The organism is Pantoea sp. PvP021, assembly GCF_054056055.1.
Genome location: NZ_JBSRXX010000003.1, coordinates 257,631 through 272,579, shown reverse-complemented (window position 1 = coordinate 272,579; position 14,949 = coordinate 257,631). Strand labels below are relative to the sequence as shown.

Genomic DNA, 14,949 nt, shown 5'->3' with positions numbered 1-14,949 from the left:
GAGGCCGGTTATCCAAGTCAGGCTTGCATTCCCAATGAATAAAAAATTAATCGCCCTGCTGGTGATAGCACCACTTTTGGTTTCCTGTTCCGGGTCAAAGAAACAGCAGTCCCACGAGGAGTGGGTAAAAGATACCAACGCCTTTGATATTCTGATGGGGCAGTTTGCTCATAATATTGAGAATATCTGGGGTATCAATGAGGTCCTGATCGCCGGACCCAAAGATTACGTCAAATATAGCGACAACTATTACACCCGCAGCCACATTAACTTTGAAAGCGGTAAGCTGACCATCGAGACGATTTCTGGCACCGATCCTATGGCCAGCCTGCGTCAGGCAATCGTGACCACCCTGTTGATTGGCGAAGATCCGGGTAATGTCGATCTCTACTCTGACGCCAACGATATTGAAATCAGTAAAGAGCCGCTGCTGTATGGGCAGGTGCTGGATAATACCGGTCAGCCGATTCGCTGGCAGGGTCGCGCGGAAGCCTTTGCTGACTATCTGATTCAGAATAAATTGCAGCGCCGCACCTCGGGTCTGCATGTGATTTACACCATTTCGATTCCGATGGTGCCGAACCACCTGGATAAGCGTGCGCACAAATACCTGCCGATGGTGCGTAAAGCCGCCGATCAGTATGGTGTCGATGCCTCGTTGATTCTGGCGATTATGCAGACCGAGTCGAGCTTTAACCCCTACGCCGTGAGCCATTCTGATGCGCTGGGTCTGATGCAGGTGGTGCAGCATACTGCCGGTGTTGACGTGTTCCGCATGAAGGGTAAATGGGGCAAGCCGAGCCGCAGCTACCTGCTGGATCCAGAGAACAATATTGATGCGGGTACCGCTTATCTGTCGCTGTTGCAGCGTAGCTATCTGGGCGGCATTCAGGATCCGGTGTCACGTCGTTATGCGGTGATCACCGCCTATAACGGCGGCGCAGGCAGCGTGCTGCGCGTCTTCTCCAGCGATAAAGATCGGGCGTTTTCGATGATTAACGGCATGTCACCGAGCAAAGTTTATTCGACCCTGGCGAACCAGCATCCGTCGGCGGAATCGCGTCGTTATCTTTATAAGGTGAGTACCGCGCAGAAGAGTTATCGGGGATTCTGATTGGCTCAGCGCTAAAGCGGGGAGTGTTCGCTGCGCGAACGGGCTTGGGTGCAGCGCCTGAAGCTGGGATTGTTCGCTGCGCGAACAGGCTATGAGAAGGTTTCGTTCGCTTAGCAGCGGGTATGCACTGAGCGGGTTCCGCCCGCCAGGCGATCAGGAGTGAAGCGCCTGAAGCTGGGAGTGTTCGCTGCGCGAACGGGCTATGAGAAGGTTTCGTTCGCCTGATTAGCCGGGCAGTTTCAGATTCGCCTCTGCAGGCGACCGACAAGGGGGCGCCAGTCGCCGCGCCCCCTTGACCCCGGGCTCCGGCCTGCTTCACCGCCGCTTCGCGGTTCCTTCGCCTCTTCAGGATTTCTCACGGAACGGCGGGACGCGCCATCCATGGCGCGAACCCGCCTCTTCGCGACATCCCTGTCGCTCGTCCTGAAATCCCTCATCCGCTCAGCGGTTCTGACGGCCTCCCCACCCCCTCGCTGTTATCTTCTCTTTTTATGTTAGGTTCGCTGTCGCTGTGAGTTTGGGATTGCCTCTGACTTTCGGCTCAGCAAACAGAATGGCATTCAACTAGCCCGCTGTTATCTCTGCTTTTATGTTGAGTGCTTTTTCGCTGTAATTTTTTTGGGATTGCCTCTGACTTTTGGCTCAGCAGACCGAATGTTATTCAACCCACCCGCTGTTATATCTTCTTGTTATGTCGGGTAATTTATCGCTGTGTTTTTTTGGGATTGCCTCTGACTTTCGGCTCAGCACACAGAATGGCATTCAAACCTACCCGCTGTTATCTCGTTTTCAGGTAACTAAGATTGTTGCGGTGAACTTCAGGAATTGAGACTGGCTTTCAGACCACCAGACAACTGTGCACCAAAGAAAACATAAAGAAATCACCGGCAGGGGTTTGCCAGAGGCGTCCGCAGCGCTGAGGAACAACCGGAGGCCAGGATGAGCCGACAGGACGTCGGCGAAAGGACGGTACGAGCCAGGGATGGCGAGTCCGGACGGTCCGTCGGCCGCAGGGCGTGACGAAGGCACCCCGCACAGCGGGGCGCGCAGGCAGCCGGACGCCGGGATTGTTAAGGGGCGGGCGTCCGCCCCTTAATACGTCCGCCTGCTCGGGCGATCTGAAACTCCCCATCGCCTGGCGGGCGGAACCCGCTCAGTGTTAGCCCGCTGCTAAGCGAACGAAAACCTCTCATAGCCCGTTCGCGCAGCGAACCCAGGGCCTGCCGGACAAAACCTGCTCAGTGCATACCCGCTGCTAAGCGTAGCCCGCTGCCAGGCGAAAACCCATTAAGTGCCAGCTCGCTGCAAAGCGTACACCGCCGCCAGGCGAAACCTTCTCAGCCCCGTTCGCGCAGCGAACAAAAAGGCAGGCGGGCCGCTACCCGCCTCTGCCCACGCTCAGATCAGCGCCCCACTATCATATTGGCCACCAGATACTTCCGTCCCTGGTCATCCTCTTCGGTGTAAACGCCCTGCAGCTCTGGTGAGAAGCCAGGCAGCAGATTAAGCCCCTCTTCCAGCGCCAGGAAGTAACGCTGCACCGCGCCGCCCCAGACTTCCCCAGGGACTACGCACAGCACACCCGGTGGATAAGGCAGTGCACCTTCTGCGGCAACCCGGCCTTGCGCTTCGGCTATCGGCACCAGCTCCACTTCGCCGCGAATATAAGCCTGATGCGCATCCTGCGGATTCACCCTGACCGGCGGGAACTCCGCGGCGCGGAACATCAGGCGCTGCAGATCCTTGACGTTGTGACTGACGTAAAGGTCGTGCATCTCCTGACAGAGGCGACGCAGGGTATACCCGGCATAGCGTTCGGCATTTTTGCGATAAATGGTCGGCAGCACTTCGGCCAGCGGCGCATCCTCTTTGACGTGCTGTTCGAACTGCGCCAGCATCGCCACCAGATTCGCCATCTTCTCCGGACTCTCTGCCGGGGTCAGCAGGAACAGGATTGAGTTGAGATCGCACTTCTCCGGCACAATGCCGTTTTCGCGCAGATAGTTCGCCAGAATGGTCGCCGGAATCCCGAAATTACTATACTCACCGCTGGCCGCATCAATCCCCGGCGTGGTCAGCAGCAGCTTGCAGGGATCCACCCGATACTGATCGCGCGCATAGCCCGCGAAACCGTGCCACTTCGCCTGCGGTTCAAAGCTGAAGTAGCGCAGATCGCGGGCGATCGTCTCAGTGGGCGCATCCTGCCAGCGCTGACCATCTACCGTCTCCGGCACAAACGGCAGGATCATCTCACAGCGATCCAGGATCGCTTTACGCGCCTCAATACCCAGCGTGACGCACTCATCCCACATGCGACGCCCCGCTTCGCCCTGATGCATTCTGGCGTTGATATCCAGCGCGGCAAACAGCGGATAAAACGGACTGGTGGATGCGTGCAGCATAAAAGCGTTATTCAGTCGCTTATGCGGGCAGAAGCGGCGCTGTCCGCGAATATGATTATCTTTTTTATGGATCTGCGAAGTCTGCGAAAAACCTGCCAGCTGCTTATGCACTGACTGCGTGACAAAAATGCCGGGATCGTTCTCGTTCAGTTGCAGGGTCAGCGGCGAACAGCCTTCCATCAGTGGAATGAACTGCTCATAACCGAGCCACGCGGAATCAAACAGGATGTAATCACACAGATGGCCGATGCGATCCACTACCTGGCGCGCGTTGTAGACCGTGCCGTCGTAGGTGCCCAGCTGGATGATCGCCAGACGGAAAGGCCGCTCTTCAGCCGCGCGCTGCGGAGCCACGGCCGCGATCTGCTCGCGCAGATAAGCCTCATCAAAACAGTGCGCGTCAATGCCGCCAATAAAGCCGAAAGGATTGCGCGTCGCTTCAAGATAAACCGGGGTCGCGCCCGCCTGAATCAGCGCGCCATGATGGTTCGACTTGTGATTGTTGCGGTCGAACAGCACCAGATCGCCACGCGTCAGCAGCGCATTGGTCACCACTTTGTTGGCACTTGAGGTGCCGTTGAGCACAAAGTAGGTTTTATCGGCGTTAAACACCTTTGCCGCATACTTCTGCGCATCTTTAGCCGAGCCTTCGTGGATCAGCAGATCGCCCAGTTTGACATCGGCATTGCACATATCAGACCGGAAAACATTCTCGCCGTAGAAGTCATAAAACTGTTTGCCCGCCGGATGCTTTTTAAAGAACGCACCGCCCTGATGTCCGGGACAGGCAAAGGTGCTGTTCTGCATATCGACATAGCGGGTCAGCGTTTCGAAGAAAGGTGGCAGCAGCGCCGCTTCATACGCCTGCGCAGCCGCTTCCAGCGCGATCCACTCCTGCGGATCGCCATTCAGCTCACCGCAGACGCCGGGCAGGTGCATCACCTCTTCTTCAAACACGTTAGCGACAAATACCGGCAAATTAAAGCCGGTATGACGCAGCAGCGCCAGCACGCCGCTACGGGTATCCGCCAGCGAGACGACAACCGCCGCCACATCGGTGAAGTCGGTGTTATCCAGCGTCACCACGTCTCGCGCAGTGTTCAGGGTCAGACTGGGCGCCACAGCGGCGCTGGCAGCAATTTTCAGTGGAGTCATAACAGAATCCCTAACGTCAGGGAGGAAGTGCCAGAGGCACAATTATGGGGACAGTGCCCCGGCGAATACTTAACAGTCAGAAGGCGTTACGCAGCCCGTGGAGAGCAGATCCATAGCCGCTGCCCGGCTGGCCTCACCGCATGGTGAATAACGGAGATATCGGAAAAGAGGAAAACCCGGTGAGCGCCGGAAAAAGCGAACGGTAATCCGGGCGGATGCGCGGTGAACCGGACATGGCGACGTCCTCAGTGGCAAAGAAGCAGGGTCAAAAAGTGGCGGTCATAATGTCATCTTTTTCAGGCATGGACAACCCGAACCAGGTAATTATTCAGTCACCCTCTTCGCATGTAACAACATGATTTTTATAGTCTATTTATCATAAAAAATTCACAATACGACTAATTATCTGAATTATATGCAGATTTATGCACTTAACTCACTGCCGCTGTCAGCCTGTTTTTCCGCTCGTGTCGTCTTCATTGCCGGGAGACGGGGCCATTGCCCTACCGCATTGCATCTGCCAGGCGTAAACTGATCTTCTCTTTCCCACTCTGCCGGAGGCTGCATGTTCAAGGCACTGGTCATTGAAAATGACGAACAAGGTTACCGTTCCCTGCTGAAAGATCTCCCCGAATCTCAACTGCCTGACCACGATGTCACGCTCGACGTCAGCTACTCATCCCTGAACTACAAAGATGCCCTGGCTATCTGTAACAAAGGCCCGATTGTGCGCCAGTTCCCGATGGTGCCAGGTATCGATTTTGTTGGCCGGGTGACGGCCAGCCGCCATCCTGACTGGAAAGAGGATGATGTGGCGCTGCTGACGGGCTGGGGCGTGGGCGAAAAACAGTGGGGCGGCCTGGCACAGAAAGCCAGCGTCAGTGGCGACTGGCTGGTGCGCCCGCCCGCCACGCTGAGTCCGCTGCAAACCATGGCAATCGGTACGGCGGGACTGACCGCAATGCTCTGCGTGATGGCGCTGGAAAAACAGGGCATCACACCTGAACAGGGGCCGGTACTGGTAACCGGTGCCAGTGGCGGCGTCGGCAGCTATAGCGTCAGCCTGCTGGCGCGTCTGGGTTATCAGGTGATCGCTTCCAGCGGGCGCACCAGCGACCATGCCTATCTGATTGATACGCTGGGCGCGGCATCGGTCATTGACCGTGAAGAACTCTCCCAACCCGGCAAGCCACTGGCAAAAGAGCGCTGGGCCGCCGCGATAGACAGCGTCGGCAGTCACACCCTGGCGAATGTGCTGGCCGCCACCCAGCGGGACGGCGCGGTTGCCGCCTGTGGTATGGCGCAGGGACTCGACCTGCCAGCCAGCGTCGCACCCTTTATTTTGCGTGGCGTTACGCTGGCCGGTGTCGATAGCGTGATGTGTCCGAAGCCGCTTCGTCAGCAGGCGTGGCAACGACTCGGTGAGCTGATGGATAGCGAACGGCTCAGTAAGCTGAGCCGGGTGATCCCGCTAAGTGAAGCCAGAGAGGGTGCGCAGGCATTGCTGGATGGCAAAGTGCAGGGTCGTCTGATTGTCGACTGTCGCTAATCCTGTTTAAAGGCGCGTTTCGCGCCTTTAACGATCGGCTCGCTGCAGCCGTTTTATGAGTCCTTCCAGCACGAACTGTGTCCCCTGCTCCATCACCGATTTCGGATCGCCGCTGAACTGATGGCACTCCGCTTCGTCTCTGCCGTCGGGCAATACCCAGCCAAACCAGATGGTGCCCGCCGGTGTACCATCTTCGCCGCCATCCGGTCCGGCATAGCCGGTAATGGATAATCCCACCGGTTCGCCGGAGCGGGCGCAGGCGCCCTGCACCATCTCCCGCGCCGTCTGTTCGCTCACCGCCGTATGCTGTTTAAGCGTGTCAGGGCGCACCCCCAGCAGACGGATTTTGGCATTTTCGCTGTAGGTCACAAAGCCGCTGGTATAAAAGTCTCCGCTGTTTTCCACCGCGGCCAGCGTCATGCTGATCAGCCCGGCGGTACAGGATTCGGCGGTCGCCAGATGAAGTCCGGAAGAGAGTAAAATATTACCCAGTTGCTCAGCGGTCTGATCTAATGATTTTGCCATTATGGTCTCCTTGAATCTGTCCGGAACTCCAGGTATAGCGCAAAATCAGCGAATAAAACCGCGCAAGGCGATGTTTTTAAAGCGAAACGGTCTAGATACGCAGCTGGATATGCGGCTGTCCACTCCCGGTATGCGCCACTACCTGCAGATCGGCCTGGTACCAGCGCGTCAGCGTCGATTCCGTCATCACCGTCTGCGGTGAGCCTTGTGCCACCAGTCGGCCTGCGTGCAGCAGCAGTATGCGATCGGCCCATAAGGAGGCCTGATTAAGGTCATGTAATACAGTGCAGACGGTGAGATCTCCGGCGCGCGTCAGCTGGCGTAGTAAACGCAGGGTTTGCTGCTGCCAGAAGAGATCCAGCGCCGAAGTCGGCTCATCCAGAAACAGCCAGCCGCGTGGTCTTCCCTCCTGCCAGAGCTGTGTCAGCACCCGTGCCAGCTGAACCCGTTGTTGTTCACCGCCAGAGAGCTGGCGGTAATCGCGCTGCGCCAGCCCTTCACAACCGGTCAGCCGCATAACCTCGGCTACAATCTGCGATGTCTGCGCCTCCGGCCAGGGCGCACGGCCCATCGCCACGACCGACTGTGCAGACTGTGCAAAGGTCAGGTTGTTCTGCTGGCGCATCACTGCCCGGCGTCGTGCCAGCTGCTCACGCGGCCATGCCGTCAGCCGTCGATCGCCCAGCCAGCACTCGCCCCGATCGGGCGACAGAAATCCCGTCAGCATCCGCAGTAGCGTCGACTTACCTGCGCCGTTGGGGCCAATCAGCGCCACCAGCTCGCCACCTGACAGCGTGACGTCGAGATTATCGATAACGGTTTTGCCGCCGCGCGCGAGACACAATCCCCTGGCCTGTAAAATTTCCATCACTCCAGCCCTCGTTGTTGACGCAGAATCAGCCAGAGAAACCACGGACCGCCAATCAGGCTGGTCAGCAACCCCACCGGCATCTCGGCCGGAACCACCAGAGTGCGCGCCAGCGTATCGGCCAGCAGCAGCAGAATCGCCCCCGCCAGCGCTGAGCCGGGCAGCAGCCAGCGGTGATCGCCGCCAAGGCAAAAACGCATCACGTGTGGTACCACCAGTCCGACGAAGCCGATCACGCCGCTGACCGAGACCGCCGTACCGACCAGCAACGCACTGAGGATCAGCAACTGATGCTGAGTACGCTTCACATCAACTCCCATGTAGTGCGCATCCTCTTCACCCGACTGCAGCAGGTTAAGGTGGCGGGCACGGGTCTGTAACAGCAGCAAGGCTGGCAGAATCAGCAGCAGGCAGATCAGCAGTGCAGGCCACTGTGCCTGGCTGAGGCTTCCCATGCCCCACAGCGACAGCTGGCGTAGCTGCTGGTCGTTGCTCAGCCATGACAGCACGCCTACCGCCGCCCCGCACAACGCATTAATCGCAATGCCGACCAGCAACAGCCGCGAAAGATTGCCGCGCGCCAGCCGACTGAAACTGAAGATCAGCAGTGTAACCAGCAGACTGCCGATAAACGCGGCGATCATCGGTAGCCACAATTCCAGCGGTGCCGGCAACGCCAGCGGAATAATGATTGCCAGCGCCACCGCCAGTCCCGCCCCGCTGCTGATCCCCAGCAAACCGGGATCGGCCAGTGGGTTACGAAAAACACCCTGCATCACTGCGCCAGAGACTGCCAGCGCCATGCCCATCACCACCGCCAGCAGCACGCGCGGCAGACGGATATCCAGCCAGATCTGCCAGATAAGATCGCTGAGCGGTGCCTGCCACAGCGCCCGCACTGAAAGCGACATCGCCCCCAGATTTGCCGCCAGCACCATCGCCACCAGCAGGAAGATCAGCATCAGCACCAGGCCGCGCAGCGCATTATCCTTAATCATGGTTCAGCGATTCCGCCGCCTGGCGCAATTTCACGATTGCCCGTGGCGTATCAAGGCCAAACCCCAGCAGTGCCATGGTGTCGATCACCAGCAGACGATGCTGCTGCCCGGCAGGCGTCAGCGCCAGACCCGGTAACTGCCACAGCTGCGCTTCGCCGCCCAGGGTTTTCAGGCCATCCTCGCCTATTACCACCAGATCCGGCGCGGCGGCGATCACCCCTTCCTGCGACAGTGCCTGATAGTGCGGCACCGAGCCCATAGCATTCTCCAGCCCGGCGCTGCGAATGGCGCCATCGGCCGCAGTCTGATTTCCCGCCGCCATCGACTTCATGCCGCTGTTGGCCATGATGTAGAGCACTTTTACCGGCAGCGGTTGCTGCGGCAACTGGCGAATCTGCTGCGTCATTTGCTGCGCCAGTGCCTGAGCTTCGCTTTCACGCTGCAGCGCCTGGCCCACAGTGATAATTTTCTGCGGAATCGCCTGCAGGCTGCTGTCACCGCTGACCGTGACCACCCTGACGCCCGCGCGGGCAATCTGTTGCAGCACCAGCGACGGTTGCGCCTGCGCGCTGGCGATCACCAGCGTCGGTTTCAGTGCCAGAATGCCTTCGGCGTTGAGCTGGCGCATATAACCCACGTCCGGCAGTCGGGCGGCCTGCGCCGGACGCAGACTGGTGCTGTCGCGCGCCACCAGCTGTGACTGGGCATCCAGCGCATAGATAATCTGAGTGACGTCACCGCCAATCGACACCACCCGCTCCGCCGCCAGTGATGGCAGCGTCATCAGCAGCCATAACAGCATCACTCTTTTCATGCCGCCGCTCCCGGCGTGCGGAGTGCGCCAATCTGCTCGCGCCAGCGTGACTGCTCTGGCGTACCTTCCGTGCGCTGACCGTAGAGCTGGGCGATCTGCGTGCCGTCGGCGGCGAACAGTTCCAGGCTGGTAACAAAGCCATCGCCCGTTGGCTTGCGTGTTACCCAGCTTTCGCTGATCTGATCAGCCATCAGATGCAGCGTGAACTGCGGATTGAAGATGTTGAGCCAGTTTTCCACTGGCTGCAGCTTCTCTACCCTGCCGGTGAAAATCTGAGTACAGCCACGGTTGCCGACAAAAATCATAATTTCATTGCCCGCCTGCTGTGCCATCTGTAGCAGGCGCTCAAGTGCGTCGTTGCCGGTCTGCCAGGCGAGATCCTCACCCACCGCGCGAAACGCCTGCGGCCGTGACACCTGGTGGCGCTTCAGCAACGCGAAAAACTGATGAACATCGGTCATGGCGCGCCATTCACGGTCGATGGCGGTGGCATCAATCGCCTCCGTCAGGGGAGCAGCGGCAACCGGCTCAACCACGAGCGGCGTCGCCGCGGCGTCGGTAAAGTCGGCGATCAGCGTCTGCCACGCTGCCATGCTGGTCTGCTCCGTGGCGTAAACTTTCAGTACCGCATCGCCATGACGATCAAAAATCTGAATGCTGTGACGAACGCCCTGCCCGGTCGGCTCCTGCAGAGCAAAGGCGCTGCACCACTGACCGACGAACAGGCGCAGATCGAGCGCACGGGGATTAAGCACCAGGCCACCATGCGCGCCAATCTGTACATTGTGGTATTCACCCAGGTGTTCATGTACCGCATAAGCGTTACGGGTAATGTTTTTGGTTTCGCCGACTGCGCCCAGTGCCTTCAGCAACGCCGGAAAATCGCGTTTCAGCGCCACGGCATCAACGCCGATGCGCGCTTCACACAATTCCGCTTCGCTGATGCCGATCAGCGCGGCCAGGTCGCGGGCATATTTCTTCGGTTGTTCACCTTTAAGGACAAGATAGTGCTGATAAATCGGGTTCATGACTCAGGCTCTCTTAGTAATGCCCTGCATCAGCGCAGGGCGACGGCTATCAAAAATCGACGTTAACACCTAACTGGAAAGTACGGCCCGGCATCACGGCCAGTGCCTGATCGTTGCGCTCCTGCTGAGTGGCGCTGGTCAGTTCACGGCTGCTGAGGTAATCCCGGTATTTGCGATCGGTTATGTTGTAAAGCCCGCCACTCAGCCTGACGTTGTGCGCGACACGCCAGTAAGCGGTCATATCCACCATGCCATAACCCGGCACCCGCATGTAATCGGTGCTGGAGTCGGCCAGGCTGCTGCCGTTGTTAGCGAAGCTTTCGCGGTTAGTCGCACTGGCTTGCTTACCTTTGACAAAGGTAGCGGTAACGGCGGCACCGTAGCCGCGCGCCTCATCATCCCAGGCGAGTCCGACGATCGCTTTCATCGGGGCAACACTCTCAAGGTCGATGTAGCGGTCACCAAGGTAGCTCGACTTTGCCGCGCCCTGCGTATAACCAAACGCCAGATTGGCGCTCAGACCTTCGACCTCGCTGAACCAGCTGCCGAAGTTCACTTTACTGCTGATTTCAGCCCCGTAGATGTAGGCTTTATCGCGGTTCTCCGCCTGATAGGTGGTGTAAATGTTGGCAGGCACATTGACGAACTGACCCGGATTAGCCGCCCGGCTGTAGCGGGTAAAGGCAATAAAGTTTTTATAGTCGTTATAAAAAGCGGCAGCGTTAAGCGTGACGCCTTTTGCCACCTCTCCTTTTACACCCCACTCGTAGTTGTTGCTGGTTTCGGTTTTCAAATCTGCATTACCAATCAGCGCATACTGCGCGGTGCCGGCATAGCTGGAGCCAAGATTCCATGAACCATAAAGCTGCGTATCGTTGGGGAACTGCGCGCCACGGGTATATTGCAGATAAGTCATCAGCTTCGGTGTGAGATCGTACTGGAAGGCGATAGACGGCAATATCTGGGTGTCGCTGTTTGGCGATCCATAGAGCGCTGAAACTTCGCTGGCGTCGAGCACGCTACTGTTCGTGGTCAGCGTCGCCACATCACGCGGTCGGGTGTTCTGATAGGCCACGCGCGCGCCAGGCACGATGGCCGCCCGATGTCCGTCAGCATCGAAGCTGATGGTATCCTGCAGATAACCACCCACGGTGTAGCTGCGACTGTTAGCCTGCGGCTGCATGATCGCAGTAAAAGCACTGGCTGGCGGTGACTGACGGAAAGGTCGCTCAGTATCCACCAGGCGCGCATTCAGCCCGGCACTCAGTTCATGTCGCCCGACGCTTTTAAGCGCGCGGGTGTCAAAACCGAAGCTGTCGCTGTTGTAATCGGAATAGACGGTTTGCCTGGCGGTGGCACTCGACGGCATCCGGGTGTTGTCATGCGCCTGGGTCTGCTGCCAGTAAACGCGGGTCGTCAGGCTGTCGACCAGGTCATTGTAAGGGGTGTACTCATCCGCCAGGCTGATGCCCCAGCGGCGGGTATCACTCTGCTGCTGTGCCGTCCCCCAGACTGTATTGCCTGAAGTGCTCCAGCTGTCGTAATGGCTGTGGTGGGTTTTGTGATAGTAATCGACCGTCGCGCTGAGCTTGTGAGCATCATTGGGCTGCCAGATGCCGGAGGTCATAAAGGCGTCGGAGTGCCAGTTAGCGGGATACGCATCCAGCGTGCCGCTGTTGTTACGGGTCTGCTGTCCGTCACGGCGACTGTAAACAAAGATGCCGCGCAGTTCATCGTCACCGGCAGCGGCGGTGATGCCGTTATGCCAGCTGCGACTGGATGAGTCATAGTCGCTCTGATAACTGAACGCGGTCGCTTTTCCGGGATGCAGGTAATCGTCGGGAGACTTATTACGGAACGAGACGTTGCCGCCAATCGAGGTGTTCGGCTGTTCCACTGCTGTGGCGCCCTTCTCAATCTCAATACGGCCAAACATATAAGGATCGATGTAATCGCGGCCAATGCCAAAGCTGTCGAGACCTGCGCGTCCTACATAGCTGCGGCCAGTGGCCTGCGGCAACGGAATACCGTCCACATCCAGACCGACGCGGTTGCTCTCGAGGCCACGAATGTTGTAGCCGGTATAACCGGCCCGATCAAAACCGCTCTTACCGGCTGATGAACCGCCACGGGTACCGGTAGCACTGATCAGCGGTTCATAGCGCATGATCGATCCGAAGTCAGTGGCACCACGCTGTTGCAGATCGCTGGCAGAGAGCGAGGTTTTACTGCCTGCCGTTTTTTTGATTTCCGGTGCTGTCACCGTCATTACCGGTTCGGCACTGCTGCCATAGCGATCAGAAAGGGTTAGCGTGGCAGATTCACTGCCCGCAGCATAAGTGCAGGTGGTATTGATGAAGGTGGCGAGCAACGCCAGTTGAGTCAGACGCGGTTGCGTCAATCTCCGAAAACGTGGTGACATAGGCGCGAATTACCTGATTAATTGTTAGTATTCGCTCACTTGCTTGCTGGCAACAGTAAAACGGCTCCGCATAAAAGCCGTGAAAAGTCAGAACGTCATGCTGGTGTAGTAATTATCGCCCGGAATTTAATGCAACTGATAATCATTATCAATATTATTTACATTTAGATATAAACCACAGCGCACAAATTGTTAACCCGAATGCATTGGCATTTATCAACACGTAAAGGAATAGAGTTATGGCGCAAAAACCTGTGGTTGTTATTCACTACTGTATGCAATGCAACTGGCTGATGCGGTCAGCGTGGATGGCACAGGAACTTCTGCATACGTTCGCTGAGGATCTGGCGGAGGTGACGCTGAAACCGGGCACCGGCGGTATCTTTGAGATTACGCTGGATGAGCATCTGCTGTGGGAACGTAAGCGGGATGGTGGCTTCCCGGATGCGACCACGCTGAAACAGCGTGTGCGGGACATCTGCTTCCCGGATCGTACGCTGGGCCACATCGACAAACACAAAACTGAAGTCAGCTAACTCCGCGATTAGCTGAGGGTGATTTTTTCTGCCGCGTCGTGCAGCGCCTTAATCAGCGTCTGCAGCGCGGCTTCTGAGATATCTTCCTGCGCAAGCCGCCGGTTCAGCGCGACCTTCAGCCCATGAATCGCCTGCTCAACAGCAGGAATGCTGCGGTTATTGACCAGAATTGCCAGCGTAGAGAGCCGTGTAATCAGGCTGGTGACCGTTTCACGATTCTCTGCCAGCTGCGCTTCTCCCGATGCCGTCAGGCGGTAGGCTTTACGCGTTGCCTGCGCATCCACCACCTGAATCGCCTCCATCTCTTCCAGCAGCGTCAGGTTGGGGTAAATGATCCCCGGACTGGGCGAGTACTCTCCCTTTGACAACTCCTCAACAGACTTGATCAGCTCATAGCCGTGCGCGGCATTGTGCGCCAGGAAATGGAGCATCAGCAGGCGAATCTCACTTGCTTCCAGCATCTTTTCACGTCGCTTGCGCCGTCCGCTGCAACTGCCTGCGCGCGCAGTCTGATCCTCAGATGAAGTGGAAGTCGGATGCTGTTTCATGGCCTGCCCTGCTGCGAAAAAGTGGGATTGATGGTAGTGCGCCGCCTGGCAAAACTCAATTGCCTTAGCGGCTTACTTCTGGTGCCAGTAGGCCACCGCCCGTACGAAGTCACTGTTGAGGCCGCGCTGCACCGTAAAGTAGTCACACAGCGCTTTAACAAACTCACCTTCGCCGGTCAGCCAGACAAAGTAATCTTCCGTCGGGATAGTGATCTGATCCAGCCGGGCAATCAGCTGGCTGAGCTGCGCTTTCTGCATCTGGCCGCTGCCGAGCCAGTTTGTCGTCACATCAGCCGTATCAGATAAATAGTCGCGGCCCGTCGCTTCATCGGTAAAGGCATAGAGATGCAGCGCCTGCGCCCGGGCGTCACGCTGACGGCGCGCAAAAGCCGGCAGCCCGGTTTCATCACAGACGTAGAGCTGGAATGCGTAATCGGTCGGCACCACCAGCGAGCCGCGTGGCCCGCCGACAATCAACCGATCGCCAGGCTGCGCCTGAGTTGCCCAGTCACTGGCTACGCCCTGCTCATGAATATAGAAATCGAGGGTCAGTGAAGATTCACCATCGAATTCCAGCGGTGTGTAATCACGCGCCTGCGGACGCAGCCCTTCGGGCCAGACAATCCCTGCATCGGTGATTTGTGGCAGAGCCAGTGTGGCCCCTTCAGCGGAAGGGAAGAAAACCTTAATGTGGTCATCAAAGCCTGGCGACGTAAAGCCCGCCAGATCGCTGCCGCTGAACCGGATACGCCAGAATTTACCGGCAATGTTAGTTTTACTCGCGACCTGAATATGACGGAAACGCAATTCATTACGGACGCGCTGTGGTACACGCTGATCGGCTGATACAGGCAAAATTTCTCTCCTGAAACGGGATGGATGCCCGTGACTCAAGGGCATGCTGATAATAATGGAATAACAATCATTCTCATCTGAAGTGCCAAGATTAGCTATGATATATCTTCACTACAAGAACGAAAAATGCGATCC

At 57.7% G+C, this 14,949-nt stretch carries 12 protein-coding genes; 3 read left to right on the top strand and 9 right to left on the bottom strand.

Features of this window, described 5'->3' with window-relative positions; translation table 11 throughout:
- Window positions 1–34 precede the first annotated feature (34 nt).
- Window positions 35–1,114: a membrane-bound lytic murein transglycosylase MltC gene (gene mltC / locus ACVKSX_RS12860; RefSeq protein ID WP_010248892.1), complete on the top strand. Its 1,080-nt coding sequence runs from the start codon at window positions 35–37 to the stop codon at window positions 1,112–1,114.
- Window positions 1,115–2,517: 1,403 nt separating this feature from the next.
- On the opposite strand, the gene ACVKSX_RS12855 is transcribed toward mltC, so the two are convergent.
- On the bottom strand, window positions 2,518–4,671 hold the full coding sequence (locus ACVKSX_RS12855) for an ornithine decarboxylase (protein WP_354438852.1): 2,154 nt from the start codon (window positions 4,669–4,671) through the stop codon (window positions 2,518–2,520).
- A gap of 565 nt (window positions 4,672–5,236) precedes the next feature.
- On the opposite strand from ACVKSX_RS12855, the gene acuI reads away from it, so the two are divergent.
- A complete protein-coding gene (gene acuI / locus ACVKSX_RS12850) occupies window positions 5,237–6,220 on the top strand; it encodes an acrylyl-CoA reductase (NADPH) (protein WP_064689971.1) in 984 nt (327 codons plus the stop codon).
- 27 nt (window positions 6,221–6,247) lie between these two features.
- Here the strand turns inward: acuI and ACVKSX_RS12845 are convergent, their stop codons facing one another.
- From ACVKSX_RS12845 to ACVKSX_RS12820, 6 genes are all read right to left on the bottom strand, one after another.
- A complete protein-coding gene (locus ACVKSX_RS12845; RefSeq protein ID WP_010248900.1) occupies window positions 6,248–6,745 on the bottom strand; it encodes a CinA family protein in 498 nt (165 codons plus the stop codon).
- 91 nt (window positions 6,746–6,836) lie between these two features.
- On the bottom strand, window positions 6,837–7,613 hold the full coding sequence (locus ACVKSX_RS12840) for a heme ABC transporter ATP-binding protein (protein WP_354438854.1): 777 nt from the start codon (window positions 7,611–7,613) through the stop codon (window positions 6,837–6,839).
- Entirely contained in the window at window positions 7,613–8,611 is a 999-nt protein-coding gene (locus tag ACVKSX_RS12835) for a FecCD family ABC transporter permease (protein WP_354438856.1), read from the bottom strand. Before ACVKSX_RS12835 ends, ACVKSX_RS12840 begins: the two co-directional genes overlap by 1 nt.
- Window positions 8,604–9,425, bottom strand: coding sequence for a heme/hemin ABC transporter substrate-binding protein (locus ACVKSX_RS12830; protein ID WP_277972000.1), 822 nt, complete (start codon window positions 9,423–9,425; stop codon window positions 8,604–8,606). The genes ACVKSX_RS12835 and ACVKSX_RS12830 overlap by 8 nt, the downstream gene beginning before the upstream one ends.
- Window positions 9,422–10,453: a hemin-degrading factor gene (locus tag ACVKSX_RS12825; RefSeq protein ID WP_010248907.1), complete on the bottom strand. Its 1,032-nt coding sequence runs from the start codon at window positions 10,451–10,453 to the stop codon at window positions 9,422–9,424. Before ACVKSX_RS12825 ends, ACVKSX_RS12830 begins: the two co-directional genes overlap by 4 nt.
- Window positions 10,454–10,502: 49 nt before the next feature.
- On the bottom strand, window positions 10,503–12,875 hold the full coding sequence (locus tag ACVKSX_RS12820) for a TonB-dependent receptor domain-containing protein (protein ID WP_354438858.1): 2,373 nt from the start codon (window positions 12,873–12,875) through the stop codon (window positions 10,503–10,505).
- Window positions 12,876–13,114: 239 nt separating this feature from the next.
- Between ACVKSX_RS12820 and ACVKSX_RS12815 the strand changes: the two genes are divergently transcribed.
- The gene (locus tag ACVKSX_RS12815; RefSeq protein ID WP_010248912.1) at window positions 13,115–13,411 is read left to right on the top strand and encodes a SelT/SelW/SelH family protein; all 297 of its coding nucleotides are present in this window, start codon (window positions 13,115–13,117) and stop codon (window positions 13,409–13,411) included.
- 8 nt (window positions 13,412–13,419) lie between these two features.
- Here ACVKSX_RS12815 and ACVKSX_RS12810 read toward each other — a convergent pair whose 3' ends face one another.
- Together ACVKSX_RS12810 and ACVKSX_RS12805 are read right to left on the bottom strand one after the other, a co-directional pair.
- A complete protein-coding gene (locus ACVKSX_RS12810) occupies window positions 13,420–13,959 on the bottom strand; it encodes a PadR family transcriptional regulator (RefSeq protein ID WP_122889629.1) in 540 nt (179 codons plus the stop codon).
- Between the two features lie 72 nt (window positions 13,960–14,031).
- Window positions 14,032–14,814, bottom strand: a complete 783-nt coding sequence (locus ACVKSX_RS12805; RefSeq protein ID WP_022623856.1) for a siderophore-interacting protein — start codon at window positions 14,812–14,814, stop codon at window positions 14,032–14,034.
- Window positions 14,815–14,949 lie beyond the last annotated feature (135 nt).